16 protein-coding genes are annotated in these 24,439 nt (G+C 60.7%); 10 read left to right on the forward strand and 6 right to left on the reverse strand.

Annotated features, from left to right (window positions below; genetic code table 11):
* Window positions 1–18: 18 nt before the first annotated feature.
* The 6 genes from hisS to B9N88_RS18105 all read left to right on the forward strand — a co-directional run bounded on the left by hisS (window position 19) and on the right by B9N88_RS18105 (window position 6,807).
* Entirely contained in the window at window positions 19–1,308 is a 1,290-nt protein-coding gene (gene hisS / locus B9N88_RS18080) for a histidine--tRNA ligase (protein ID WP_027605419.1), read from the forward strand.
* Window positions 1,309–1,349: 41 nt separating this feature from the next.
* Window positions 1,350–1,991, forward strand: a complete 642-nt coding sequence (locus B9N88_RS18085; RefSeq protein WP_027605420.1) for a YfgM family protein — start codon at window positions 1,350–1,352, stop codon at window positions 1,989–1,991.
* Window positions 1,984–3,135, forward strand: coding sequence for an outer membrane protein assembly factor BamB (gene bamB, locus B9N88_RS18090; RefSeq protein ID WP_027605421.1), 1,152 nt, complete (start codon window positions 1,984–1,986; stop codon window positions 3,133–3,135). Before B9N88_RS18085 ends, bamB begins: the two co-directional genes overlap by 8 nt.
* 139 nt (window positions 3,136–3,274) lie before the next feature.
* The gene (gene der / locus B9N88_RS18095) at window positions 3,275–4,744 is read left to right on the forward strand and encodes a ribosome biogenesis GTPase Der (protein WP_027605422.1); all 1,470 of its coding nucleotides are present in this window, start codon (window positions 3,275–3,277) and stop codon (window positions 4,742–4,744) included.
* 135 nt (window positions 4,745–4,879) lie between these two features.
* A complete protein-coding gene (locus tag B9N88_RS18100) occupies window positions 4,880–6,028 on the forward strand; it encodes a pyridoxal phosphate-dependent aminotransferase (RefSeq protein ID WP_027605423.1) in 1,149 nt (382 codons plus the stop codon).
* The gene (locus B9N88_RS18105; RefSeq protein WP_027605651.1) at window positions 6,016–6,807 is read left to right on the forward strand and encodes an amidohydrolase; all 792 of its coding nucleotides are present in this window, start codon (window positions 6,016–6,018) and stop codon (window positions 6,805–6,807) included. The genes B9N88_RS18100 and B9N88_RS18105 overlap by 13 nt, the downstream gene beginning before the upstream one ends.
* A gap of 90 nt (window positions 6,808–6,897) precedes the next feature.
* On the opposite strand, the gene leuA is transcribed toward B9N88_RS18105, so the two are convergent.
* The 5 genes from leuA to B9N88_RS18135 all read right to left on the reverse strand — a co-directional run bounded on the left by leuA (window position 6,898) and on the right by B9N88_RS18135 (window position 16,513).
* Complete coding sequence (gene leuA, locus B9N88_RS18110) at window positions 6,898–8,577, reverse strand: 2-isopropylmalate synthase (RefSeq protein WP_027605424.1); 1,680 nt, start codon at window positions 8,575–8,577, stop codon at window positions 6,898–6,900.
* 408 nt (window positions 8,578–8,985) lie between these two features.
* Window positions 8,986–13,176 carry a membrane-targeted effector domain-containing toxin gene (locus B9N88_RS18120; protein ID WP_143491254.1) on the reverse strand — a complete coding sequence of 1,397 codons (4,191 nt, stop codon included), beginning with the start codon at window positions 13,174–13,176 and terminating at the stop codon, window positions 8,986–8,988.
* Window positions 13,177–13,407: 231 nt separating this feature from the next.
* Complete coding sequence (locus tag B9N88_RS18125) at window positions 13,408–14,229, reverse strand: M23 family metallopeptidase (RefSeq protein ID WP_027605425.1); 822 nt, start codon at window positions 14,227–14,229, stop codon at window positions 13,408–13,410.
* A gap of 3 nt (window positions 14,230–14,232) precedes the next feature.
* The gene (gene xseA / locus B9N88_RS18130) at window positions 14,233–15,612 is read right to left on the reverse strand and encodes an exodeoxyribonuclease VII large subunit (protein WP_027605426.1); all 1,380 of its coding nucleotides are present in this window, start codon (window positions 15,610–15,612) and stop codon (window positions 14,233–14,235) included.
* Between the two features lie 10 nt (window positions 15,613–15,622).
* A complete protein-coding gene (locus B9N88_RS18135) occupies window positions 15,623–16,513 on the reverse strand; it encodes a LysR family transcriptional regulator (RefSeq protein ID WP_027605427.1) in 891 nt (296 codons plus the stop codon).
* A gap of 99 nt (window positions 16,514–16,612) precedes the next feature.
* Between B9N88_RS18135 and B9N88_RS18140 the strand changes: the two genes are divergently transcribed.
* The 4 genes from B9N88_RS18140 to guaA all read left to right on the forward strand — a co-directional run bounded on the left by B9N88_RS18140 (window position 16,613) and on the right by guaA (window position 21,253).
* Window positions 16,613–17,380 carry a sulfite exporter TauE/SafE family protein gene (locus B9N88_RS18140; RefSeq protein WP_027605428.1) on the forward strand — a complete coding sequence of 256 codons (768 nt, stop codon included), beginning with the start codon at window positions 16,613–16,615 and terminating at the stop codon, window positions 17,378–17,380.
* A gap of 91 nt (window positions 17,381–17,471) precedes the next feature.
* Window positions 17,472–18,020, forward strand: a complete 549-nt coding sequence (locus tag B9N88_RS18145) for a hypothetical protein (RefSeq protein ID WP_027605429.1) — start codon at window positions 17,472–17,474, stop codon at window positions 18,018–18,020.
* Between the two features lie 104 nt (window positions 18,021–18,124).
* Window positions 18,125–19,594, forward strand: a complete 1,470-nt coding sequence (gene guaB / locus B9N88_RS18150) for an IMP dehydrogenase (RefSeq protein ID WP_003209646.1) — start codon at window positions 18,125–18,127, stop codon at window positions 19,592–19,594.
* Between the two features lie 81 nt (window positions 19,595–19,675).
* Entirely contained in the window at window positions 19,676–21,253 is a 1,578-nt protein-coding gene (guaA, locus tag B9N88_RS18155) for a glutamine-hydrolyzing GMP synthase (RefSeq protein WP_027605430.1), read from the forward strand.
* A 71-nt stretch (window positions 21,254–21,324) separates the two neighbouring features.
* Here guaA and B9N88_RS18160 read toward each other — a convergent pair whose 3' ends face one another.
* Complete coding sequence (locus tag B9N88_RS18160) at window positions 21,325–24,384, reverse strand: membrane-targeted effector domain-containing toxin (protein ID WP_027605431.1); 3,060 nt, start codon at window positions 24,382–24,384, stop codon at window positions 21,325–21,327.
* Between the last annotated feature and the right edge of the window lie 55 nt (window positions 24,385–24,439).

A 24,439-nucleotide genomic window follows, 5' to 3' on the forward strand; every position in this document is an offset into this window, starting at 1 on the left:
CGAATTTAAGGATTTGATGTGAGCAAGTCTCTGCAAGCCATTCGTGGCATGAACGACATCCTGCCGGAGCAAACGCCGCTGTGGCGCTACTTCGAGGGGACTGTCGCGCGCCTGCTGGATAACTACGGTTACAAGCAGATCCGCATGCCGATCGTCGAGTTCACCGAGCTGTTCAAGCGCTCCATCGGTGAAGTGACCGACATCGTCGAAAAAGAGATGTACACCTTTGAAGACCGTAACGGCGACTCCCTGACCTTGCGTCCGGAAGGTACCGCCGCGTGCGTGCGCGCCGTGCTTGAGCATGGCCTCACCGGTGCTGGCCAGCCGCAGAAACTGTGGTACATCGGCCCGATGTTCCGTCACGAACGTCCACAGAAAGGCCGTTATCGCCAGTTTCATCAGATCGGCCTGGAAGTGTTCAACATCGACGGCCCGGACATCGACGCGGAGCTGATCGTGCTGACGTGGCGCCTATGGGGCCTGCTGGGCATCCGCGACGCGGTCAAGCTTGAGCTCAACAGCCTGGGCACCAGTGAATCCCGCGGCCGCTATAAAGTGGCCCTGGTCGAGTACCTGTCCGCCCATCTGGACAAGTTGGATGAAGACAGCCAGCGTCGTCTGAAGACCAACCCGTTGCGCGTCCTCGATACCAAGAACGCCGACACCCAGGCCGTGCTGGTCAATGCGCCGAAAATGGCCGATTACCTGGACGACGAATCCCGCATTCACTTCGAAGGCCTCAAGGCTCGTCTGGACGCGGCCGGCATTCCGTTCGTGATCAACACCAAGCTGGTGCGTGGCCTCGATTACTACAGCAAGACCGTGTTCGAGTGGGTCACCGACAAGCTCGGCGCCCAGGGCACCGTGTGTGCGGGCGGCCGTTACGACGGCCTGGTCGAGCAGATGGGCGGCAAGCCGACCACCGGCGTGGGCTTCGCCATGGGGATCGAGCGGCTGATCCTGCTGCTGGAAACCCTGGAGCAGGTTCCGGAAGAAATCTCCCGTCAGGTGGACGTGTACCTGTGCGCCTTTGGCGAGGCCGCCGAACTGGCCGCCCTGGCCCTGAGCGAAAAAGTACGTGACCAGTTGCCCAACCTGCGCCTTCAGGTCAATGCCGGCGCAGGCAGCTTCAAGAGCCAGTTCAAGAAGGCCGACAAGAGCGGTGCGCTGTACGCACTGATCCTTGGCGATGACGAGCTGGCCCAGCAAGTGATAGGTTTCAAACCCCTGCGTGGCCAGGGCGAGCAACAGAACATTGCCTTTGATGCGCTCGCTGCGCACTTGGCCACCTGCGTCGTGCAGGGTTGAAGCTGTCGAACAGCCGAATTTAGCGATTAAGGAGTATTGGGGTGTCGAGTACTGATGATGAGCAGTTGGCCGAGTTCAAGGACTGGTGGCAGCGTAACGGCAAGCCCTTGGTTACTGGCGGTCTGCTGGCTTTAGTGGTGGTGTTCGGCTGGCAAGCCTGGACAAAGTATCAGGCCAACCAGTCCCAGGGCGCCTCGATCGTTTATCAGCAATTGCTGGAAACCACCCTGACGCCGGACGGCAAGCCCGACCCCGCGCAGGTTGCAGACCTGGCAGGCAAGCTGAAGAACGAATTCGGCGGCAGCACCTACGCCCAATACGGCAGCCTGTTCGTCGCGAAAGTCGCGGTCGATACCGGCAAGCTGGATGACGCCGCCGCAGAACTCAAGGCCATCGCCGACAAGCCGACCAACCCGACCCTGGGTGAAATCGCGCGTCAGCGCCTGGCCCAGGTATTGGCGGCACAGAACAAGGCTGACGAAGCACTCAAACTGCTCGACGGCGATGCGGACAAGGCATTTGTAGCCACTCGCGAAGAGCTCAAGGGCGACCTGTTGGTCCAATTGGGTCGTACCGACGAAGCCAATGCTGCGTACAAGAAAGCCAAGGCGGCGCTGTCTGATGAAGCGGCGGTCGGTGGCTTACAAATCAAGCTGGACGACTTGGCCAAAGGGGATGCATGACGTGATCCGTTGGAAACATGCAGCATTGCTGGCTCTGGCCGTTCTGGCCGCGGGTTGCAGCAGCAACAGTAAAAAAGAACTGCCTCCGGCCGAGCTGACCAGCTTCAAGGAAGAAGTCGTCCTGCAAAAGCAATGGAGCCGCTCCATCGGTGACGGCCAGGGCGAGACCTACAACATGCTGGTGCCGGCAATCGACGGTGACAACATTGTGGCCGCTGACGTAACCGGCGTGGTGATCTCCATGGATCGCATGAACGGCGACGTGAAGTGGAAGAAAGACCTCGAATTGCCTGTATCCGGCGCCGTAGGCGTGGGTTACGGCATGGTCATGCTCGGCACGCTCAAGGGCGAAGTCGTGGCGCTGGACTCCAGCACCGGTGAAGAGAAATGGCGCGCTCGCGTGACCAGTGAAGTCCTCGCACCGCCTGCCACCAACGGCGATATCGTCGTGGTGCAAACCCAGGATGACCGTGTGATCGGCCTGGACGCCAGCACCGGCGAACAGCGTTGGTTGTACGACAGTACCCCGGCGGTGCTGACCTTGCGCGGTACCAGTGGTCCGGTTGTGACCAACAATCTGGCCGTTGCAGGCCTGTCGACCGGTAAAGTAGTCGCCCTGGACACCAGGAACGGCGTGCCGGCCTGGGAAACCCGTGTGGCCATCCCCCAAGGTCGTTCCGAGCTGGATCGCGTAGTGGACATCGACGGTGGCTTGCTGCTGTCGGGTGAAACCCTCTACGTCGCCACTTACCAGGGCCGCGTTGCCGCGTTGGACCTGCAGAGCGGCCGTGTCAACTGGCAGCGTGATGCTTCCAGTTATGCGGGTGTCGCCCAAGGGTTTGGCAGCGTCTACGTAAGCCTGGCGTCCGGCACCGTTGAAAGTGTCGACGAGCGTTCCACCACTGCACTGTGGAGCAATGACTCCCTGGCCCGTCGTCAACTGTCGGCTCCGGAAGTGTTCTCCAGCTATGTAGCGGTCGGCGACTTCGAAGGCTACCTGCACCTGCTGAGCCAGGTGGATGGTCGTTTTGTAGGTCGTGAGCGTATCGACAGCGACGGTCTGCGTGCCCGTCCGCTGGTGGTGGGCAACATGCTTTATGTTTACGGCAACAGCGGCAAGCTGGAAGCCCTGACCATCAAGTAAAGGTTTGACTATGCTTGGGGTAAAACCCAGGCGGCCCCGCTTCGGCGGGGCATGCGGCATTTGAATATGCTGCCCCGAGCACCAGCCGCTGCCTTGCAGCGGCTTTTGTATTTTCTGAAATAACGAAGTGGAGAGCCGCATGGTTCCCGTAATCGCCCTGGTGGGCCGACCTAACGTCGGCAAGTCCACCTTGTTCAACCGCCTGACCAGGACTCGTGACGCCATCGTCGGCGACTTGTCCGGTCTGACCCGTGATCGCCAATACGGTGAGGCAAAGTGGCAAGGGCGCTCCTACATTATTGTCGACACCGGTGGTATCTCCGGTGATGAGCATGGCATGGACGAAAAGATGGCCGAGCAGTCCCTGCTGGCCATTGAAGAAGCCGATGTCGTGTTGTTCCTGGTGGACGCCCGCGCGGGCTACACCGCTGCCGACCAGATGATTGGCGAGCACCTGCGCAAGCGCAACAAGCGTTCCTATCTGGTCGCCAACAAGATCGACAACATCGACCCTGAGGCGGCCCGTGCCGAATTCAGTCCGATGGGTCTTGGCGACGCGATCCCGGTCGCCGGTGCCCACGGTCGCGGCATCACCCAGATGCTGGAAATCGCCCTGCGCGACTTCCCCAAGGATGACGCCGAGGAAGAAGAAGGCGAAGAAGAGGTCGTTGCCGAAGGCGAGGAAGCCAAGCGTATTCCCGGCCCAAGCGAAAAAGACGGTATCAAGATCGCGATCATCGGCCGCCCGAACGTGGGCAAGTCGACCCTGGTCAACCGTATGCTCGGTGAAGACCGGGTAATTGTCTACGACCAGCCCGGCACCACCCGCGACAGCATCTACATCCCGTTCGAGCGTAACGACGAGAAGTACACGCTGATCGACACCGCCGGTGTGCGCAAACGCGGCAAGATCCACGAGGAAGTTGAAAAGTTCTCCGTGGTGAAAACCCTGCAGGCGATCAAAGACGCCAACGTGGTGATCTTCGTGATGGACGCCCGCGAAGGCGTGGTGGACCACGACCTCAACCTGCTGGGCTTTGCCCTCGAAGCCGGTCGGGCGCTGGTTATTGCGATCAACAAGTGGGACGGCATGACGCCGAGCGAGCGCGATTTCGTCAAGATCGAGCTGCAGCGCCGCCTGTTCTTCGTCGAGTTCGCCGATATCCACTTTATCTCGGCCCTGCACGGCACGGGTGTGGGTAATCTCTACGCTTCCGTACAGAACTCGTTCAAGTCCGCCGTTACCCGTTGGCCGACCAACCGTCTGACCCAGATCCTCGAAGACGCCGTTGGCGAGCACGCGCCGCCGATGGTCAACAACCGCCGGATCAAGCTGCGTTACGCCCACTTGGGTGGTGCCAACCCGCCGATTATCGTGATCCACGGTAACCAGATCGAGAAGGTACCCAAGTCCTACGTGCGTTACCTGGAAAACACCTACCGCCGCGTCTTGAAACTGGTCGGTACGCCGATCCGTATCGAGTTCAAGGGGGGCGAGAACCCATACGAAGGCAACAAGAACACATTGACTGACCGTCAGGTGAACAAGAAGCGTCGTTTGATGACTCACCACAAGAAGGCCGACAAGAAGCGTCGCGACAAGAAATAGCAGCCGCTTCACGTTGTAAGTTACAGGCTGCAAGAGAGGGCTCCTTTGGAGCCCTTTTTTGTGCCTGGCGGTTTGTCGCTTGACCTGCTTGCAGCTTGCAGCTTAAAACTTGCAGCTCACCCGAAGGGGGCTCCCATGATCACCAGCAAGCTGCCAAATGTCGGCACGACCATTTTCACCACCATGTCGCAACTCGCTGCCGAAACCGGCGCGCTCAACCTGTCCCAGGGGTTTCCCGACTTCAATGGGCCTCAGGCTTTGCTCGATGCCGTGGGCAAACATGTTGCCAGCGGGCACAACCAATATTCACCGATGACCGGCTTGCCGGCCTTGCGCCAGCAAGTGGCGGCCAAGATCGCCCGCAGCTATGGCGCCACGGTGAATGCCGACAGTGAAGTGACCATCACCCCCGGCGCCACCGCCGCGATCTTCTGCGCGATCCAGGCGGTGATTCGCACTGGCGATGAGGTCATTGTGTTCGACCCCTGCTACGACAGCTATGAGCCCTCGGTCGAACTGGCCGGTGGCCGCTGCGTGCATGTGCAACTGAGCCTGCAAGGCTTTGCATTGGACTTCGAGAAGATCAAGGCCGCGCTGTCGCCACGTACGCGCATGATCATCCTCAATACCCCGCACAACCCAACCGGCGCGCTGATCAGCCGCGCTGAGCTGGACCAGTTGGCCGAACTGATCCGCGACCGCGATATCTACCTGGTCAGTGACGAGGTCTACGAACACCTGGTATTCGACGGCGTGCCCCACGTCAGCGTCCTGGCCCATGAAGAGCTGTACCCGCGGGCGTTCGTGGTCAGCTCCTTCGGCAAAACCTACCACGTCACCGGCTGGAAAACCGGCTACGTGGTCGCGCCACCGGCCCTGACGGCCGAACTGCGCAAAGTGCATCAATACGTCAATTTCTGTGGTGTGACCCCGTTGCAGTTCGCGTTGGCCGATTTCATGGCTGAACACCCGGAGCACGTCGATGAACTGCCGGGGTTCTACCAGGCCAAGCGCGACCTGTTCTGCGACCTGCTGGCACCGTCGCGCTTCAGCTTTACCCGGGTGGCCGGCACCTACTTCCAGTTGGTCGATTACTCACAAATACGTCCGGACCTGGATGACGTCGCCATGTCCCTGTGGATGACCCGCGAGCATGGCGTGGCGACCATCCCGGTCTCGGTGTTCTACCAGAGCCCACCGCAAGGCCAGCGCCTGGTGCGCCTGTGTTTTGCCAAACGCGAGGAGACGCTGCGACAAGCGGCTGAAAAACTATGCGTGATTTGACGGCATTGCCTGACTTGAATATCGCCCTGGTCCAGACCACCCTGGCCTGGCACGACCGCCAGGCCAACCTCGAGCATTTCGAGGGGCTGCTGGAGCAGGCCCGCGGCGCCGACCTGATCGTGCTGCCGGAAATGTTCACCACCGGTTTCTCCATGGCGTCGCAAACCCTCGCCGAGCCGGAAAACGGCCCGACCCATCAGTGGCTCCAGGCCCAGGCTGCGAAGTACAACGCCGTGATCACCGGCAGCGTGATCATCCAGGCCGCTGATGGCAGCCACCGCAACCGCCTGTTGTGGGCGCGGCCGGATGGCGAGGTGTTGCACTACGACAAGCGTCATCTGTTTCGTATGGCCGGTGAACACAATCACTACACCCCCGGCGAGCGCCAGGTGCAGTTCGAATTGAAAGGCTGGCGTGTTCGGCCGCTGATTTGCTACGACCTGCGTTTCCCGGTGTGGAGTCGGGATGCCCAGGACACTGACTTGCTGCTCTACACCGCCAATTGGCCGGGGGCGCGGCGCCAGCATTGGAACCGCTTGTTGCCGGCGCGGGCTATCGAGAACCTGTGCTACGTAGCGGCGGTGAATCGAGTGGGCACCGACGGCAAGGGCTTTGCCTACACCGGTGATAGCCAGGTGCTGGATTTCCAGGGTGAGAGCCTGCTGAGTGCGGGGGAGGCGGACGGGGTGTTCCAGGTGTGCCTGGGCGCGGCTGAACTGGCGGCGTATCGCACCAGGTTTCCGGCGAACCTGGATGCCGATAGCTTTCAGTTTGTCTGACAGGCCGTTATCGGGGGCAACCCAAATCTGAAACTCAATAAAAAAGGCCCCTGGGTTCTCACCCAGGGGCCTTCTGTATGACGGCGAAGGTTACGCCGCTTTCGCTTCCTGCTGGCTCAACGAGCGGTTCAGTGCACTGAACAGTGCCTTGAAGCTCGCTGTGGTGATGTTTTCATCAATACCCACGCCATGCACCGGGCGTTCACCGTTCACACGCAGTTCGATATAGGCCGCGGCCTTGGCGTTGGTGCCTGCGCCGATGGCATGTTCGTTGTAGTCCATGATCTCCACCCCAATTGGCAGGCCGGCCACCAGCGCTTCCAGTGCGCCGTTGCCTTTGCCTTTCCAGTGCAGGTTGGTTTCGCCCTGGCCCTTGCCCGAGACTTCCACTTCGACAAAGCTGTTGCCGTTCTCTTCCTGCAGGCGATGGCTGACCAGCGCATACGGGGTGTTGGCTTGCAGGTATTCACGCTGCAGCAAGGCGTAGATCTGCGGTGCGGTCATCTCCAGGCCCACACGGTCGGTTTCGGCCTGGACCACCTGGCTGAACTCGATCTGCATGCGGCGCGGCAGGCTGATGTCGTATTCCTGCTCCAGCAGGTAGGCGATGCCGCCTTTGCCCGACTGGCTGTTCACGCGGATCACCGCCTCGTAGCTGCGACCGATGTCGGCCGGGTCGATCGGCAAATACGGCACTTCCCACAGCGCATCCTCTTTCTGCTGGGAGAAGCCCTTGCGGATCGCGTCCTGGTGAGAACCGGAGAAGGCGGTATGCACCAGATCGCCGACGTACGGATGACGTGGGTGTACCTGGATCTGGTTGCACTCCTCGACGACTTTACGCACGCCGTCGATGTCGGAGAAGTCCAGCTGCGGGTCGAGGCCCTGGGTGTACATGTTCAACGCCACGGTGACGAGGTCTACGTTACCGGTACGCTCGCCGTTACCGAACAGGCAACCCTCGACACGGTCCGCGCCGGCCATCAGGCCCAGCTCGGTGGCGGCTACGCCGGTGCCACGGTCGTTGTGGGTGTGCAGGCTGATGATCACGCTGTCACGACGATTGATATGGCGACCGAACCACTCGATCTGGTCGGCATAGATGTTCGGCGTGGCGCACTCGACGGTGGCCGGCAGGTTGAGGATCATCTTGTGCTCAGGCGTCGGGTTCCAGACCTCGATCACCGCATCACAGACTTCCTTGGCGAACTCCAGTTCGGTAGCGCTGAAAGTCTCCGGCGAGTACTCGAAGGTCCACTGGGTTTCCGGCTGCTGGGCGGCGTACTTGACGAACAGCTTGGCCGCGTTGACCGCGATGGCCTTGATGCCGTCCTTGTCCTGGTTGAACACGATGCGGCGGAACGACGGCGACGTGGCGTTGTACAGGTGCACAATGGCCTTTTTGGCGCCGCGCAGGGATTCGAAGGTGCGTGCGATCAAGTCTTCACGGCCCTGGGTCAGCACCTGGATGGTGGTGTCCTCGGGGATGTGGTTGTCTTCGATCAGGGTACGCACGAAGTCGAAGTCGGTTTGCGATGCGGCAGGGAACGACGCCTCGATTTCCTTCACGCCGACCGCGACCAGGGTCTTCCAGAAGCGCAGCTTTTTCACCGCGTCCATCGGCTCGATCAGCGACTGGTTGCCATCACGCAGGTCGGAACTGCACCAGATCGGCGCGGTGGTGATGGTTTTGGAAGGCCAGGTGCGGTCCGGGATATCGATGGTCGGAAACGCGCGGTACTTCGAAGACGGGTCTTTGAGCATGCTCATCGGGAAATCCTTTGTTGTAGGGGCCGAGAAAAGGCGGCCTGCCGTAGAACTGTTTTTAGGGATAAAACGTAAAGACGAGGCAGATCGATTCAGCCTGGCAGTCGTGCGCTGACGAGGCACAGGCTGCGGTGCTGGCGAAGCTGGATGAGGGTGTGAGAGGTTTTCATAGGCCCAACCCTAACCGCAGGGTTGAAAGATGACAAGTAGGTGCGGACGAATTGAGATAAGTTCCACTTTTTTAGCTGGATTCGAGATTTTATAGCTGTTTTTATCTCTTTGTATTTATTTTTTTGCGTAAGGTTTTGGGTTGGGGCAATCTTGCTTTTTGCAAAGACGGTTTCCCCAAGCAAGTCCGGCGGCTGAAAAAACAACCGCCGGATTGTTGATGCCAGGTGTGTTCCACACCCGTTATTGGTCAGGAAGAGGCTTGCGGTACTGGTCCACATTTAGATGGATTTGATAGTCACCGACTAGTTCGTCCGGGCTAAGACGTTTGTTTGGGTCCGGTCGTGAGCCGTTCGAGGGGTGAACCACGCTGGGGGCTCCTCTGGCGCTGTCATAGACGCCTATCCCGGGTGTGCCGGTCAGTTCCGCAATGCCCGGAACGCCCCTGCTGGTATTCATGTGTGACCTTCCTACAACAGCAATCCATTTTTCTTCCGGTGGAATTCTATTGATGAGCTTGGCGGCATAGTAATTAAGCTCTTTCTGGCGATCATTGGTGTGACGCAGATTGAGGCTGTCGGCTTCAGAACTGCGGGTGACATGCTGTGTCAGGTGTTCATGTTCCAGTCCTACTATCTTGATGCCATTTTTTTCTGCCGCTGCCAGCAATGCCGCTCGAGAAGGGGTATTGCCCAAGTATTCCGAGTTACGTGGGCGCGCAGGTATCATGTTTACATCGGCCATGGAGTAGGGGGTCAGCTGTATGCCGGGTGCGCCTTCGAGCAACAGAGTTGTCACTCCAAGCTCCCTGTACATGGGCATGTTGTTTATCAGTAGAAGATCGGTGGCAACCTGATTGTGTTGTTCGCCTAAAACCACGCCGTTGAATCTCTCGAGCTGTGACCGCATCAAGTCACTTGGTGAGGTGCCCGCTGCGTTAGCCTGGACATTCGGGCGAGGGGGTAATGCACCAGCAGCCTGGCGTTCGTAAAACGCATTCATGTCATTTCTGAACCAGCGACGAGCGGTGCCCCGGGTGCCCTGCTGGGCCGTGAAGTCGGCACCACCGGCAAACAGGTAGTCCAGGTATTCGACTGGGGGAGTAGGGCTTTGCCTTCTTTGCGCACCACGCCTGCCGCCCGACAACTCACTCTGCCTCCATTCTCCATTCCCTGTGGATTGCATATGTGCCACGTTCCTGATGGTCCTCGGCGCATCCGGCGCTGCGTTTGGGTCAACAATGCTCACCTGTCCGTACCTTGCTTTGAACGCAGAGTCGATCTGATACGGCTTGTTGATCCCTGTACTGTCGGTATAGCGGATGTACCAGTTTTCTCCCACTTGATAAATGCCATTGGCGTTTGGTCTGACGCCTCTAAGCGTGTCTTCAGGGACGGAATAGGCGCTCAGGTCTCGCGGTGGCGTAACGGAATGCACGACGGGGCTGGGGATTGCCTGGGACGCCCTGATGCCCGCGCTGGTCGAAGGGACGGCAGGCGGGACAGGCGGGACAGGCGCGCCGGGTGGTGGCGTTCCCTGGGTGAGCAGCGACCTTGCGACGGGAGCGACGGGGACGGACGTTCCCGCCGCGCGAAACACCGGACGCAAAGGCGTGCTCGGCACATTGGGCAGGCCTGATGCAAGCGCGGTGAAGTCGGCGAAAAGGTTGACCCGGCCGCCGCGTGTGAGCAGCCCACCGGGCAAGTGCCGGGCATTGCTCTGGATGGCTTTCAGTGCCGCTCGGCCGAGCCGACTGCCCACCTTCACCCCGGTAGAAATGCCCCGGCCGATGACCGGTATGAGGTCCAGAAACAGGCTGCCCACCTCCACGCCAAACATGATCTTGTTACGCGTCGATTCGGCGTTCACTTCTGCACTGCTGGTTGACTGGAAGTCGGCTTTATCGATTAGCAGGCGGGTCTGTTGAGTGAACAATTCATCGTGGATGTCTGTTTCCATCGGCTTTAGGGTTATGGAACCGGGGAGACGTTTTCTTGCATTGTCCAGAATCTCGGCGGCTGCAAGAAGATCGGTGCCCCCACTGGTGACGACTCGGCGCGCAGCGTCCACGGATTTCTGAAAATCGTCCTTTTCCGTTGGCGATTTTCTGCTCTGGGTATAGGCTTGCCATTCTTTCTTTTCCAGCAACGTCGTCAATGCGTCCAGGTTGGGCAGTTCCCTGAACGCCAGTCCGTCGGGGGCTCCGGGGCTGTAGAGCACTACAGAAGCGTCCGTTTGATTGCCGATGACCATCACGCCGCGAACCGGTTGGCCCAACTGGAGCAGGGTGTTGGCAACAATCGTTTGTCCATCCACCTCCGCACGCTGGGCTGGATCCGGATGATCCAGGACCGCGTTGATCCACTGTACGCCCCGCTTCAAGGTCTTGTCGGTGCTGGCATCGGCTTGGAACCCACTGGGGTTGAGTTGTGCCAGGAACGCTTCTTTCTCCATCAAGTCGGCATTGCTGGCCTTCCACGTCTTGTGTAAATCAGCCGCCGGCCCCGATTCGGCATCCGGTGCCATGCGCGTCTCCAGCAGCTTGGTGTATTCGCCACCCACATCCGCAGTGTTGACCAGGCGCTTGAGTTGTTGTGTATCGAGGGTGATCGGCCGCTTCTGATCATCTAGAACCGGTGAGCCCTTGGTGTCTTGCAGCGCCAGGGTCATGGTGGTCTCGGTGTGCTTGTGGCTTTCGCCCATTTCCCAGTGGCTTGGGTTTTTCAGGGCCAGGTCGGACAGTGGCAGGTAGGTGGTGGTCGTGGAGGGGGGGTGTGGAATGCCGGAGCGACCGAGGTGGAAACGCGTCTTGGTGACTACTTTAACCATCAGTTGATCGGCGTCCACATTAGCCTGGGGGTAAGCCTGTTTCAGCGCCTCATTCATTTGCGACGTGGCAAAGCTGGATAAGGAAGGAATGTTTTCCAGCAGGGGCGCGAGTTGTTCAGCGCTCTTTGTCGCTTTCCCTTCCAAGCGGCTGTAGAGAAATTCCTGAGCGGGACTGAGGTTTTTCAACCAGTCCGGCTGGCCTTTCTCGGCCAATTTCTCGTTACGCGCAAGCATGGCGTTGCTGCCGTCGACTTGTGCCGACCAGTCAGCGGCATCATCCAGGGCCGTCATGAGCGTGGGCCCCAGCGTTGGTGCGGGGCTTGATGGCCGCTGCGGGGTGAATGTCCTGGCCATCAACGCATCGACTTCCGCGCCCTGGCGCTGGAGCAGCAAATTTATCCCCTCTGCCTGCACATCCCCGGCCAGGGGCGCCACGCCTAGCATCAAGTCATCTCCCGTAGGCGGCGACGCGCGGTTTTGCAGCGAAAGCGGCAGGCTTTGCCTCAACAGCTCGGCGGCCGGCCCGCCGCTGTCGAGCCGTTGCGCCAGTGCTTCGCGTAACAGTGCCGGGGTTGCGAACTCCTCGAAACCTTCGCTGGGGGTATAGAGCACCACGGGGCCATTCTGGTCGTTGAGCCTAATCTCCCGACCGGTGGCAGGCCAGGTCGGGGTGGACGCTGAAGAGCCATCCTTGCTGGTGATCATGAACGCACCGGCGAAGGCTGCACCCTGTAGTGTGCCGTCATCAATGGTGATGGGGTACACACCGGGTCTTGATCCGTCAGGCAGTTTACTTTCCCGTTCCTTTAGAGACGGGTAGCGCAGCGCGTTGTCGATCAACTCTTTACTGGCCGGGCTCAGGGTGCCGTCCATCTTGCGGATGGCTGCCAAGGTCGACAGTTGCTGTTTGTGGACCCATAACAGTTGGTCCTGTGGCGAGGGCGAGTTCGCTGAAAGCTGGGGCGTGGTCCAGTATTCCCGAAGCGTCTGAGCGTACTCGGTGGCAATGCTCCTGGCGATGGTGTGCAGCGAGGCGGTGGGCTGGAGGACATTGGCGGCCTGATCGGGCGCTGGCTGGGTCACGAATTCGGTCCTGACCCCCGGTGTCTCGAATAGCTGTTTGCTCGGGTTGGCATAGATTTCCCGAATCGCGCGGCTCAAGGCAGTCATTATCGGCTCGGAGGATTTCAACTGTTCTACGCCGTTGTTTGACGTATAGCTATTGAACGAAACCTTGTCCGGGTCGAGGGGATTCAGTTGAGGAAACGCCTGTGCCAGCCGTGTCTGCAAAAAGCTTTTGAAATCAGGACGCTGGCGTTGCTGTGAGGCCATCTCGTCCATGAGGCCGGAGTACTGTTCATTCAGTAACTGCAGATCGCCGATCTTGAAGTGATTCGAGAGAGGGCTGCGGATGGCAGTGGCGGGATTTATGCCCGACGCGTAAGGGGCGGAGAGGCTGGCGAGTCCCCGTACGGACGAACGAGACCTGGCGGGGGCGGGTTGTGGGCCTGGGCTGTCGTTCTGGGCTGCTGGCGTAGATGATGCGGGACGAGCAGGTGGAATATCGATTTGGGGTGGCGCGGGCCTGAGGTCATAGATATGCATTAAGGAAACTCCACAAGACTTGCTTTATGTGTCCTTGTGAGCGAATTGTCCTCCCTGGGATTCGGTGTGTGGGTGGCAAGTCAAGCGATGAAGGTTCCTTCAAGAATAGGTGGGAATGGCGACGCACTGTGTCGAGTTCGGCGCCATGGTCGTTGAAAGAGGGCGGTCGTCAGTGACCGGTGTACCCGTGGGTTTTGAACGTCCAGACCGGGCTGAATGCGCTGTCGTGTATCAGGGCTGGAAGGCGCCGATAAATATCGCAGGATCGACCCGTGCGTCATTGAGGCTGATATTCCAATGCATATGCGGCCCGGTCGCACGGCCCGTCGAGCCGACCTTGCCCACCACCGTACCGCGCACCAGTTGATCGCCGACTTTTACATCGATCTTCGACATATGGCAGAACATGCTGATAAAGCCCTGGCCGTGGTCGACAAACACGGTATTGCCATTGAAGAAGTAGTTGCCGGTCAGAATCACCTTACCGTTCGCCGGCGTCTTGATCGGTGTACCGGCCGGCACGGCAAAGTCCAGGCCCGAATGAGGATTGCGCTCTTCACCGTTGAAGAAGCGGCGCACGCCAAACTTGCTCGACAGCGGCCCGTTCACCGGTTTGTCCAGCACCAGGTTGCTCGGCAGGTTCGGGCTGAAACTGCGGTAGGCCTTGAGCTGCACGGCCAACTCGCCCTCGATGCGCTTGAGCTGCGCCGGGTCGGGGTTGACCTGGCTTTTGTTCTTCAGGGTGATGCGCTGTTCCGGGTATTTCTTGTAGCCGACGATAAACGGCAGGCTGCGCCCGCCGCTGCTGATGCGCTCGTTGCCCGGCTTGACCGTCAGCGGGATGCCGACAATCGCCAGCCAGTTGTCCTGCTCCTTCACCACCAGCACGGGTTTGCCCTGGTACGTGGCTTTCGGCGCGGCAGCCGAAGGGCCGAGTTCAACCACCGCAACACCGCCGGGCACCGGCTTGTTCAAGGTACGGCTGATATAGCTGTCGGCATGAGCGTTAACGGCGAGGCATAGCAGCAACAACACACTAAAGAAACGTGGCATCAATCAATCCAATAACGAAAGGGTGACGGGGGTCAGGTGGTTATCTTCCACCCGCACCTGCAATTGGCCTTCACCGAGGCGCGCGGTGAGGCGCTGGCCGGTGTGGGTCTGTGCGGCGTTGCGGATGGCCTGGCCACGCTCGTCGAGCAAAATGCTGTAGCCACGGCCCAAGGTTGCCAGCGGGCTGACCACCTGCAACGTCTGCACCTGGCTTTGCAGTTGCAGGCGACGCGCCTTGAGGCCTTCGCGCATGGCGCGGGGCAGGCGCTCGGCAAGGCTGTCCAGGCGCTGGCGCAGCAGGGCCAACTGGCGCCCCGGATGCTGGCCGGCGAGGCGGGTTTCCAGGCGGATCAGGCGTTCGCGACGGGTATTGAGGTTGCGCTCGAAGGCGCGGCGCAGGCGCATATCCAGGTCATCCAGGCGCTGGGCCTGCTGGCGCAGGCGTTCGCCGGGGTGCCGCAAGCGTCGGGCCATGCCTTCCAGGCGCAGACGGTCGTGGGTCAGGCGATTGCGCATCAGCATCACCAGGCGGCGGTGCAGGCTTTCGACCTGGCGCACCAGGTTACTGGCGTCGGGGGCCAGCAACTCAGCGGCCGCCGAAGGTGTGGGCGCGCGTACGTCGGCAACGAAATCGCTGATGGACACATCGGTCTCATGGCCGACCGCACTGACGATCGGCGTCACGCACGCGTCCACCGCGCGGGCCACGGCCTCTTCGTTGAAGCACCAGAGGTCTTCCAGCGAGCCGCCGCCACGGGCCAGGATCAGCGCGTCAAAGCCACGGGCATCCGCCAGCTTCAGCGCGCGCACAATCTGCGGGATCGCTTCGCGGCCTTGTACGGCGGTGGGGATCAACGTCAATTGCACCTGGGGCGCGCGACGACGGAACACGCTGATGATGTCGCGGATCACCGCACCGGTGGGCGAACTGATAATGCCGATGCGGCGCGGGTGCGCGGGCAGCGGCACCTTGCGTTCGGCACTGAACAGGCCCTCGGCGCTGAGTTTTTCCTTCAGGGCATCGAAGGCCAGGCGCAGCGCGCCATCCCCGGCGGGTTCGACGGTATCGAGGATCAACTGGTAGTCGCCACGGCCCTCGAACAGCGAGACCTTGCCGCGCACCTTCACCGCCAGGCCATCCTTCAACGCCTGGCGGACCCGCGCGGCGTTATTGCGAAACAGCGCACAACGCACCTGGGCGCCACTGTCCTTGAGGGTGAAGTACACATGGCCGGAGGCCGGGCGGGCGAGGTTGGAGATCTCGCCTTCGACCCAGATATTGGTGAACACGTCTTCCAGCAACACCCGCGCGCGGCCGTTGAGCTGGCTGACAGTCAGGACTTCGCGGTCCAGGCCCAAGCGGGCAAAGGGATCTTTAATCATGGGCGGCAGTTTATAGGCATTCGTGCAGGGTTTGACAGAACTGCTCCACCAACGCGCTCGGTGACTGCTGGCAGGCCAGGGCGACGGTGCTCAGGCAGTCCGGGTCGGCCAGGGGCAAAAAGTACACGTTGGCGGGGGCGATGTCCTGCATGGACTTTGGCAGCAAGGCTATACCGAAACCGGCCTGGATCAACTGCAACTGGGTGGTCTTGCGTGACATCACTCGGGCGGCCTTGGGGAAAAATCCCGCACGCATGCACAGTTCGGCCGACAGATAACTCAGGCCGCCACGCTGGGGATGGGGGATCGAGATAAACGCCTGGTCTTTCAGTTGCTCCAGTTCGATGGGCGCCTGGCTGCGTGCCAGCGCATGACTCACAGGCACGGCCAGCAGCAGGGGTTCGCTGTATAAAGGCATGACCCGCACACCTTCGCGCTGGCGCAGCACGGGTAAGCGCAGCACCCCGACTTCCAGGCGACCGTCGGCGATTTCTTCCAACTGCGCTTCGGAGGACAGTTTGCCGATATCCATCGACACCCCAGGGCAGCGCTCCAGCCAGGTGCCGATGCCTTGCAGTAAAGGCCCGCTCATCGGCACGGTGCTCGAATGGCTAAGGCGCAGCGTGCCCAATTCGCCGTTGCCCACTTGGGTCGCCATCTGGCTGGCCTTGAGCAATTCGCTCAGCAGGTTGCGCGCCCGTGGATAGAAGGCTTCACCGGCGGCAGTCAGCCGCGGCTGGCGCGCGGTGCGTTCGAACAGCGGGGTTTGCAGTTGGTTTTCCAGCTCCTTGATCTGCCGGCTCAGGGCCGATTGCGCCACGAACAAACGTTCGGCGGCGGCACTGAAGCTGCCGCTGTCGGCGATTTCGACGAAGTAACGCAGTTGGCGGGTGGAGATCACGCGTCATGCCTTTTCGAGATGGGTAGAGGGCTTTGAAGATATTAGTCGCATCCCTCACCGATGGCTAAAGTGATGGTCATCTTCAATAAGGAATTACCCATGAGCCCGGTTGAGCTGATGAGTCAGTGGTCGTTTGGTGGTATGGATTGGCTGGTGATCGGCCTGGGTGTGGTGGTGGCCTATATCGTGTTCGGCATCGCCGGTTTTGGCACGGCGCTGGTGGCGGGGCCGATCCTGCTCGTGTTTATGCCGCTGTCGAAGATCATCCCGCTGTTGGTGCTGCTGGATTTCGTCGCGGCCTTCGGCGGCCTGCTGCAAACGCGGCGTGACGTGAACAAGGCTGAGTTGCTGCGCCTGCTGCCGTGCATGGCCATCGGTTGCACCCTGGGCGTGGTGTTTCTGCTCAACCTGCATTCGGACCTGTTGCTGCTGCTGATGGGGGTGTTTATCAGCGCCTATGCGATCTACAGCCTGGCGGTGAAAACCCGGCCAACGCAGCTGGCCGCTGGCTGGTCGATCCCCATGGGCACCGTAGGCGGGTTGTTCGGTGCGTTGTTCGGCAGTGGTGGCTTTTTATATGCAATCTACCTCAACAGCCGCTTGCCCAAGGACGCGGCGCGCGCCACCCAAAGCGCGTTGATCAGCTGCAGCACGGTGGTGCGCCTGAGCCTGTTCCTGATCGCCGGGGTGTATGCTGACTGGCCGCTGCTGATGTTGGCGCTGTGCCTGCTGCCGGCGATGGCCCTGGGGCTGTGGTGTGGGCGCAGGCTGACCATGCGCATGTCCCGTGAGGCTTTCGTCCGGCTGGTGACGTGGTTGGTGCTGGCCAGTGGCATTGCGTTGATTGGGCGGTACTTGAGCACTTGACCTGATTTCTTCAGGGATTAAGCTGCCGTCCTCCCGGGCCTCATCGCGGGCTTGTCCGCGATGAGGTCAGAAGCCACGCCGCAGGTCTCCCATGAACTCCCAAAGCATCCTTGTCCCGAAAATCTCCACCTTGCCTGTCCACGAACCCCGCGCCCGGGCGATCGTGCGTTGGCTGGTGCGCAAGAACATCATCAAGGAAGAACTGACCACCTGTGGCCGCACCGGCAACCGCATGGCCTATGCCCTGGCCGACGGCGCCCGCGCCGTGGTGCTGCACCCCGAGGCGCTGCCGTTCAACGAGCCGGTCAATGGCCTGGAGATCATCTACAAGCGCTGCATCTATACCCCGGCCAAGGGCTTTCTCGAAGAAGCCGGCTGCCCGGAATGCCTCAAGGAAGTCGGCGAGGCGCTGTTCGAAAGCCTGGAAGACTGGATGCCCGGCCACACCGACAACTTCACCTGCCCGCTGTGTGGGCATGAAGATGACATCAACGGTTTCCTGTTCTTGCAGGAGTGTGGGTTTTCCAACCTGGGATTCATCTTCAACAACTGGGCGGAGGCGGGGTTCAAGCAGAGCTTTATCGACGAATTCGCCGATTGGCTGGACCAAAAGATCAGCTGGGTCAAAGTCGAGCTGTAGTCCTTCTATCACTATTCCCAAATATGTCAGAGTTTTACATTGAGACCTGAGGGGTGTCTGAGTATAATGGCGCGCTTCCATTTTCCCGCTCGGGAGCCCCCGCGATGCTGCGTATCAGCCAAGAAGCTCTGACATTCGACGACATTCTCCTAGTGCCCGGTTATTCCGAGGTGCTTCCTAACGAAGTCAGTCTCAAGACCCGCCTAACCCGTGGCATCGAGCTGAATATTCCCCTGGTTTCCGCTGCCATGGACACCGTCACCGAAGCCCGTTTGGCAATCGCCATGGCTCAGGAAGGCGGCATCGGCATCATCCACAAGAACATGACCATCGAGCAGCAAGCTGCCGAAGTGCGCAAGGTCAAGCGTTACGAAGCCGGTGTGGTGAAGGATCCGATCACCATCGAAGCCGACGCTACCGTGCGTGACCTGTTCGACCTGACTCGCCTGCACAACATCTCCGGCGTTCCGGTACTGCACGATGGCGACCTGGTCGGTATCGTCACCTCCCGTGACGTGCGTTTCGAGAACCGTCTTGAAGTCACCGTCCGCGAAGTGATGACGCCTAAAGAGCGCCTCGTGACTGTCAAGGAAGGCGCCGACAAGAACGACGTGCGCGAACTGCTGCACAAGCACCGTATCGAGCGCGTGCTGATCGTCGACGACAAATTCGCCCTCAAGGGCATGATGACCGTCAACGACATCGAAAAAGCCAAGGCTTACCCGCTGGCCAGCAAGGATGACCAAGGTCGTCTGCGCGTCGGCGCTGCGGTCGGTACCGGCAAAGACACCGGCGACCGCGTGGCGGCCCTGGTGGCTGCCGGTGTTGACGTGGTAGTGGTCGACACCGCTCACGGTCACTCCAAAGGCGTGATCGACCGCGTGCGCTGGGTCAAGCAGAACTTCCCTGACGTGCAGGTGATCGGCGGCAACATTGCCACCGGCGCTGCCGCCAAGGCCCTGGCCGAAGCCGGTGCCGATGCGGTCAAGGTCGGTATCGGCCCTGGCTCGATCTGCACCACGCGTATCGTCGCCGGTGTGGGCGTGCCGCAGATCAGCGCCATCGCCAACGTCGCCGCGGCCCTTGAAGGCACTGGCGTACCGTTGATCGCCGACGGTGGCATCCGTTTTTCCGGTGACCTGTCCAAGGCCATCGTTGCCGGTGCTTCCTGCGTGATGATGGGCTCGATGTTCGCCGGTACCGAAGAAGCGCCGGGCGAGATCGAACTGTTCCAGGGCCGATCCTACAAGGCTTACCGCGGCATGGGTTCGCTGGGCGCCATGTCCCAGGCGCAAGGCTCTTCCGACCGTTACTTCCAGGACTCCTCGGCAGGCGCCGAGAAGCTCGTACCGGAAGGCATCGAAGGCCGTGTGCCGTACAAGGGCACCCTGAGCGCCATCATCCATCAACTGATGGGCGGCCTGCGTTCCTCGATGGGCTACACCGGCAGCGCCGACATCGAAGAAATGCGCACCAAGCCAGAGTTCGTACGGATCACCGGCGCCGGCATGGCTGAATCCCATGTCCACGACGTGCAGATCACCAAGGAAGCGCCAAACTACCGCGTAGGTTGAGGCTTCCAGCAAAACGTTAAGTAACCGGGGCTGTTCTTTCAGCCCCGAGTTGTTTCTGATTCATTAGACGAGACTGACTTCATGGCCCTCGACATTCACGCCCACCGCATCCTGATCCTCGACTTCGGTTCCCAGTACACCCAGCTGATCGCCCGCCGCGTGCGTGAAATCGGCGTGTACTGCGAACTGCACCCGTTCGACATGGATGACGAAGCGATTCGCGAATTCGCACCGAAAGGCGTCATCCTCGCCGGTGGCCCCGAGTCCGTGCACGAAGCCAACAGCCCGCGTTGCCCGCAAGCCGTGTTCGACCTGGGTGTGCCTGTCTTTGGTATCTGCTACGGCATGCAGACCATGGCCGAGCAACTGGGCGGCAAGGTTGAAGGTTCCGAGCTGCGTGAATTCGGTTATGCCCGTGTCGACGTGGTCGGCAAGAGCCGCCTGCTGGACGGCATCGAAGACCACATCGACGCCGACGGCCTGTTCGGCCTCGACGTGTGGATGAGCCACGGTGACAAGGTCACCAGGATGCCGGAAGACTTCCACATCCTGGCCAGCACCCCAAGCTGCCCGATCGCCGGCATGTTCAGCGACGAGCGTCGCTACTACGGCGTGCAGTTCCACCCGGAAGTGACCCACACCAAGCAAGGCGGGCGCATCCTGTCGCGCTTCATCCTCGACATCTGCGAGTGTGAAGCCCTGTGGACCCCGTCGAAAATCGCTGAAGACGCGATCGCCAACGTACGCGCCCAGGTCGGTACCGACAACGTGCTGCTCGGCCTGTCCGGCGGCGTTGACTCCTCCGTGGTCGCGGCACTGCTGCACAAGGCCATCGGCGACCAACTGACCTGCGTGTTCGTCGACAACGGCCTGCTGCGCCTGCACGAAGGCGAGCAAGTGATGGCCATGTTCGCCGAGAACATGGGCGTCAAGGTGATCCGCGCCAACGCCGAAGAACAGTTCCTGAACAACCTGGCCGGCGAGTCCGACCCGGAGAAGAAGCGCAAGATCATCGGTCGTACCTTCATCGACGTATTCGATGCCCAGTCCAACAAACTGGACAACATCAAGTACCTCGCCCAAGGCACCATCTACCCCGACGTGATCGAGTCGGCCGGCGCCAAGAGCGGCAAGGCCCACGTGATCAAGTCCCACCACAACGTGGGTGGCCTGCCTGAGGAAATGAACCTCAAGCTGGTAGAACCGCTGCGCGAACTGTTCAAGGACGAAGTCCGCCGTCTGGGCCTGGAACTCGGCCTGCCGTACGACATGGTGTACCGCCACCCATTCCCAGGCCCGGGCCTGGGCGTGCGCATCCTCGGTGAAGTGAAGAAGGAATACGCCGACCTGCTGCGTCGTGCCGACCACATCTTCATCGAAGAACTGCGCAAGGCCGACTGGTACCACAAGGTCAGCCAGGCGTTCGTGGTGTTCCAGCCGGTTAAGTCCGTAGGCGTTGTAGGCGATGGCCGTCGTTACGCCTGGGTCGTGGCCCTGCGTGCTGTAGAGACCATCGACTTCATGACTGCCCGTTGGGCGCACCTGCCGTACGAACTGCTGGAAACCGTCAGCGGCCGTATCATCAATGAGATCGAAGGTATTTCGCGCGTTACTTATGACGTGTCGAGCAAGCCGCCGGCGACGATTGAGTGGGAATAAGCAAGGCGAGCCTGAATGGCCTGCGTTGAGTGAGTAAAAAACCTGGCCTCGGCCAGGTTTTTTATTGCCTGTCAGGCAGGAAGCCGACTTTGCAGGCTCATGCCCATATTGGTAAGGGCGCTGGACAGCTGTTCCAGCGTGGGGAACCGTATGTCATGCACGCCTGCCCAGGCCGGGCGGTCGATGTAAAAGCTGCCGTCGGCCAGCCGATTGATGGGTGTCGCAACGATGCCCCTGTCTCTGCTGTGATGCCGCAGGGTGTAGTTGCCCTGGTTTTCGTCGATCAGGTACATGCCCTTGCGAAACAGCAGTCGCTGCTGTTGCTCCAGCGTCCTGTGCACCGGCGGCGCTTCCACTTGTACGCGCAGGTCGGCATTCAAGGTGTCGAAGCTGTCACCGATGCTTTCATGACGGGGGGCGCTGTCGCGATCAATGGCGATACCGGGGTCGATACGCACCTCGTTGCCTTGCCCCGGAAAGACCTCTTCTATACGCAGCCCGATGCCTCCTTCCAGTTCACTGAGACCGGCGAACCCATTGAAGGTGTTGATGTTTCTGGCGCCGGTCAGTACCAGCCATTTACCGCCGCCGTTCAGCGCTATGTCGGCTTGGATAAGGATGTGGGCGAGGTAATTGCTCATCACCTGTTCTGAAAGATCGGCGATAGGGGTGGGGTATTTGTAATGGGCTGCGCAGTCGATAGCCTGCACGCGTATGCCATTGGCCCTGGCGGTCTTGACCAGTTCCAGTTCATTGAACTGCCCGGATGGATCAGTGCCCAGCTTGCCAAGGTAGCTTTCCAGGTCCTCCCGCATCTCGCCGGTCTGGAAGTAGTGGTTCAGATCATCCTGGGCGAAGTCGTTGAGCAGGCGCCGCATATACAGGGTTTTCACGCCCTTGCGCGCGAAGAGCGGCAAGTTGTTGATCACCAGGCGGGTGCTGCTGATACGGTCCAGGGTTTCGCCGATGACGTAGCCCGGGAGATCTTCGGGCAGGCGTTCGAGGACTTCATCGAAGGCCGTTGTCGGTTCAAAGGCGGGGATGTCCGGACGAGGTGGCAGGCGGGTCCAGGACAGTTCCTTGTAGAAGTCTTGTGCTGATTGCAGCAGTTTGCGCTGAGTTTCGCCGAAGTAGTAGGTGAAGCGGTCAATGCGGCCGAAGCGGCGGTGAACGTGGGTTTCAGTGAGGCCCATTGCCCAGCGTTTCACTTCCGGGCGGGTGGATGGCGGGGTATCGAAGGGGCTGGTCACCCTGCGCAGCGAGTGGGGTGGCGTGGTCATCGCTTGTGGCGGTGGCGGGACCTGCGAGGGGGCCGGCCCCCGGGCGCTTTTGCTGGAGTTTCCCCCGCCGCCTTTCAAGCCGTTGCTGTGGGGCACAGGTTCCCATTCGTTGAGTTCGTTCAGGCGCACCGGCAGCGCGCCGGAAAAGCCATGGGGGGTGTTCGGGTCGACAATCGCCCAATGCCCACGGCCGTTGGGGTCGGCTTCGTAGCGCACGTAATAGGCTTGATCGTTCATCAGGATGGCTTGCTGAGGCATGCCGTCGGAGGTCCGCAGGCTATAGACCTGCTGGAATTTTCCGGGGGCGGTATCCAGGTGTTCTCCTTCCAGTATCAGGTTGGCCTGGTAGGTGGCAGGTACCGCAGGCTCAGGCACCGGCGGTGCGCTGGCGGGCGCTGTGGGCGGCGTCAACTCAATGGGCTCCACTGCGAGGGTGTCGGCCGCTTCGGCGATATCGGGCATGACCCCGTCGGCTTTCAACAGTGCCAGGTTAAACAGCGTATCGATGGCACTGAATATCGCGCCCAGCTCCCCGGCGTGGCGTTCGGCCGGGGTCTTGCCGTTGATGGCCTGGTCGATGTTCAGGCCAAGATTTGCCGCACTGGCCCCCACCACCACCAACGCTACCGGCCAGCCGACCACGGCCATCGGGCCGAAGGTTTTGCCAAAGGCGTTCAGGTAGCCGATCCAGAGTTTCTTGCGCAGGTCGCCATTGCTGCGCAGGGAAAAATCCGCGTCATTGCGCATGCGCGTCTGACTCGATTGCGCCAGCCAGGTAAAGGCATCGTCCTCGATGGTCTGGTCGGCTTGATTGATCAGGCGGTGGTCCCAGGTGCCCCAGTCGACAAACAACTGGTCGAGTTGGTGGGACAGGCCCTTGTCCACCCAGTCCGGCGGCAGGGTACCCGCCAGGGCCTGGGCGGTGCGATAGATCAGCACGGGGGTGAGCAGCATCTGTTTCCACGTCACGGCATCGGTGTCGTCCTGCTGCACCTGGGCCGACAGTGGAAAGTGAGCCATGAAGCGTGCGCGATTATCCGGGTGGCTGGTCTGGTTCAGCAGCCAGAAATGCAGGTCAGCTGCGGTCTCGAAACAGTGGAAGGCCTGGGACTCACCCGGAACGTAGAGAATTTGCCGGCCATCGCCGTCGACGATGCGCAGGATATCCGTGGCGGTATGTCCGCCGATATCCAGCGCCGCCACACGCAGCCCGTCGGCTGAAGTGGCCTTGGCCTGCAGGTTGGACAGGGTTGGAGGCCAGCACAGATTGCTCGCCAGGGCCCGAATCACCGTCTGCAACTGCGACTTGCGGAGATGCCCGGCCTGTCGTGCTTGCAGGGCCTCGGCCAGGCAGTTGACCTTGGCCAGGGTGCGAAAATCATCAAAGTGAGCGCGCCAGAATGCATCCATGCGCGTGGTGTAGCGATCGCTGAAATTGATCGCCCAGAAGTCCTTGAGCACCGCGCTGGCGGACAGCCGCACTTCGTTATGCTGATCGAATAACCGCGCCTCGGCACCCTCGCGATAAAAGCCACCATCCCCGTCGAGCAGGTCGGCATTGTCCTGGTCATGGACCTCGAAGCGGTGAATGACCAGCTGCGTCAGCGTCATCGACGCCTGGGGTTTTTCGTTGTGGCTCCAGCCCGTAAACGTCGCCGGATCACCGACACCGCCGTTGAAGCGGTGCCAGTACACGTGATCGGGATCCAGGTTCGCCAGATCGTGTTTTGCGAGAATCTCGCGGGCGGCCTCGATGGCCATCCTCTGCATGTTCGGGCACGCATCCAGCACGATGGGCGCCAGGGCCCTGAGTTGTTGCTGAGCGGCGGGGGAGGTGTCGGCAAGCGGCATGCTGCTCTCCTTAAGGGGGAAGAGCCGAGCATGCCAAGCCGTTTAGACGGGCGTT

Origin of the sequence: Pseudomonas sp. LAMO17WK12:I1 (assembly GCF_900177315.1) — a bacterium.
GTDB lineage: Bacteria > Pseudomonadota > Gammaproteobacteria > Pseudomonadales > Pseudomonadaceae > Aquipseudomonas > Aquipseudomonas marginalis.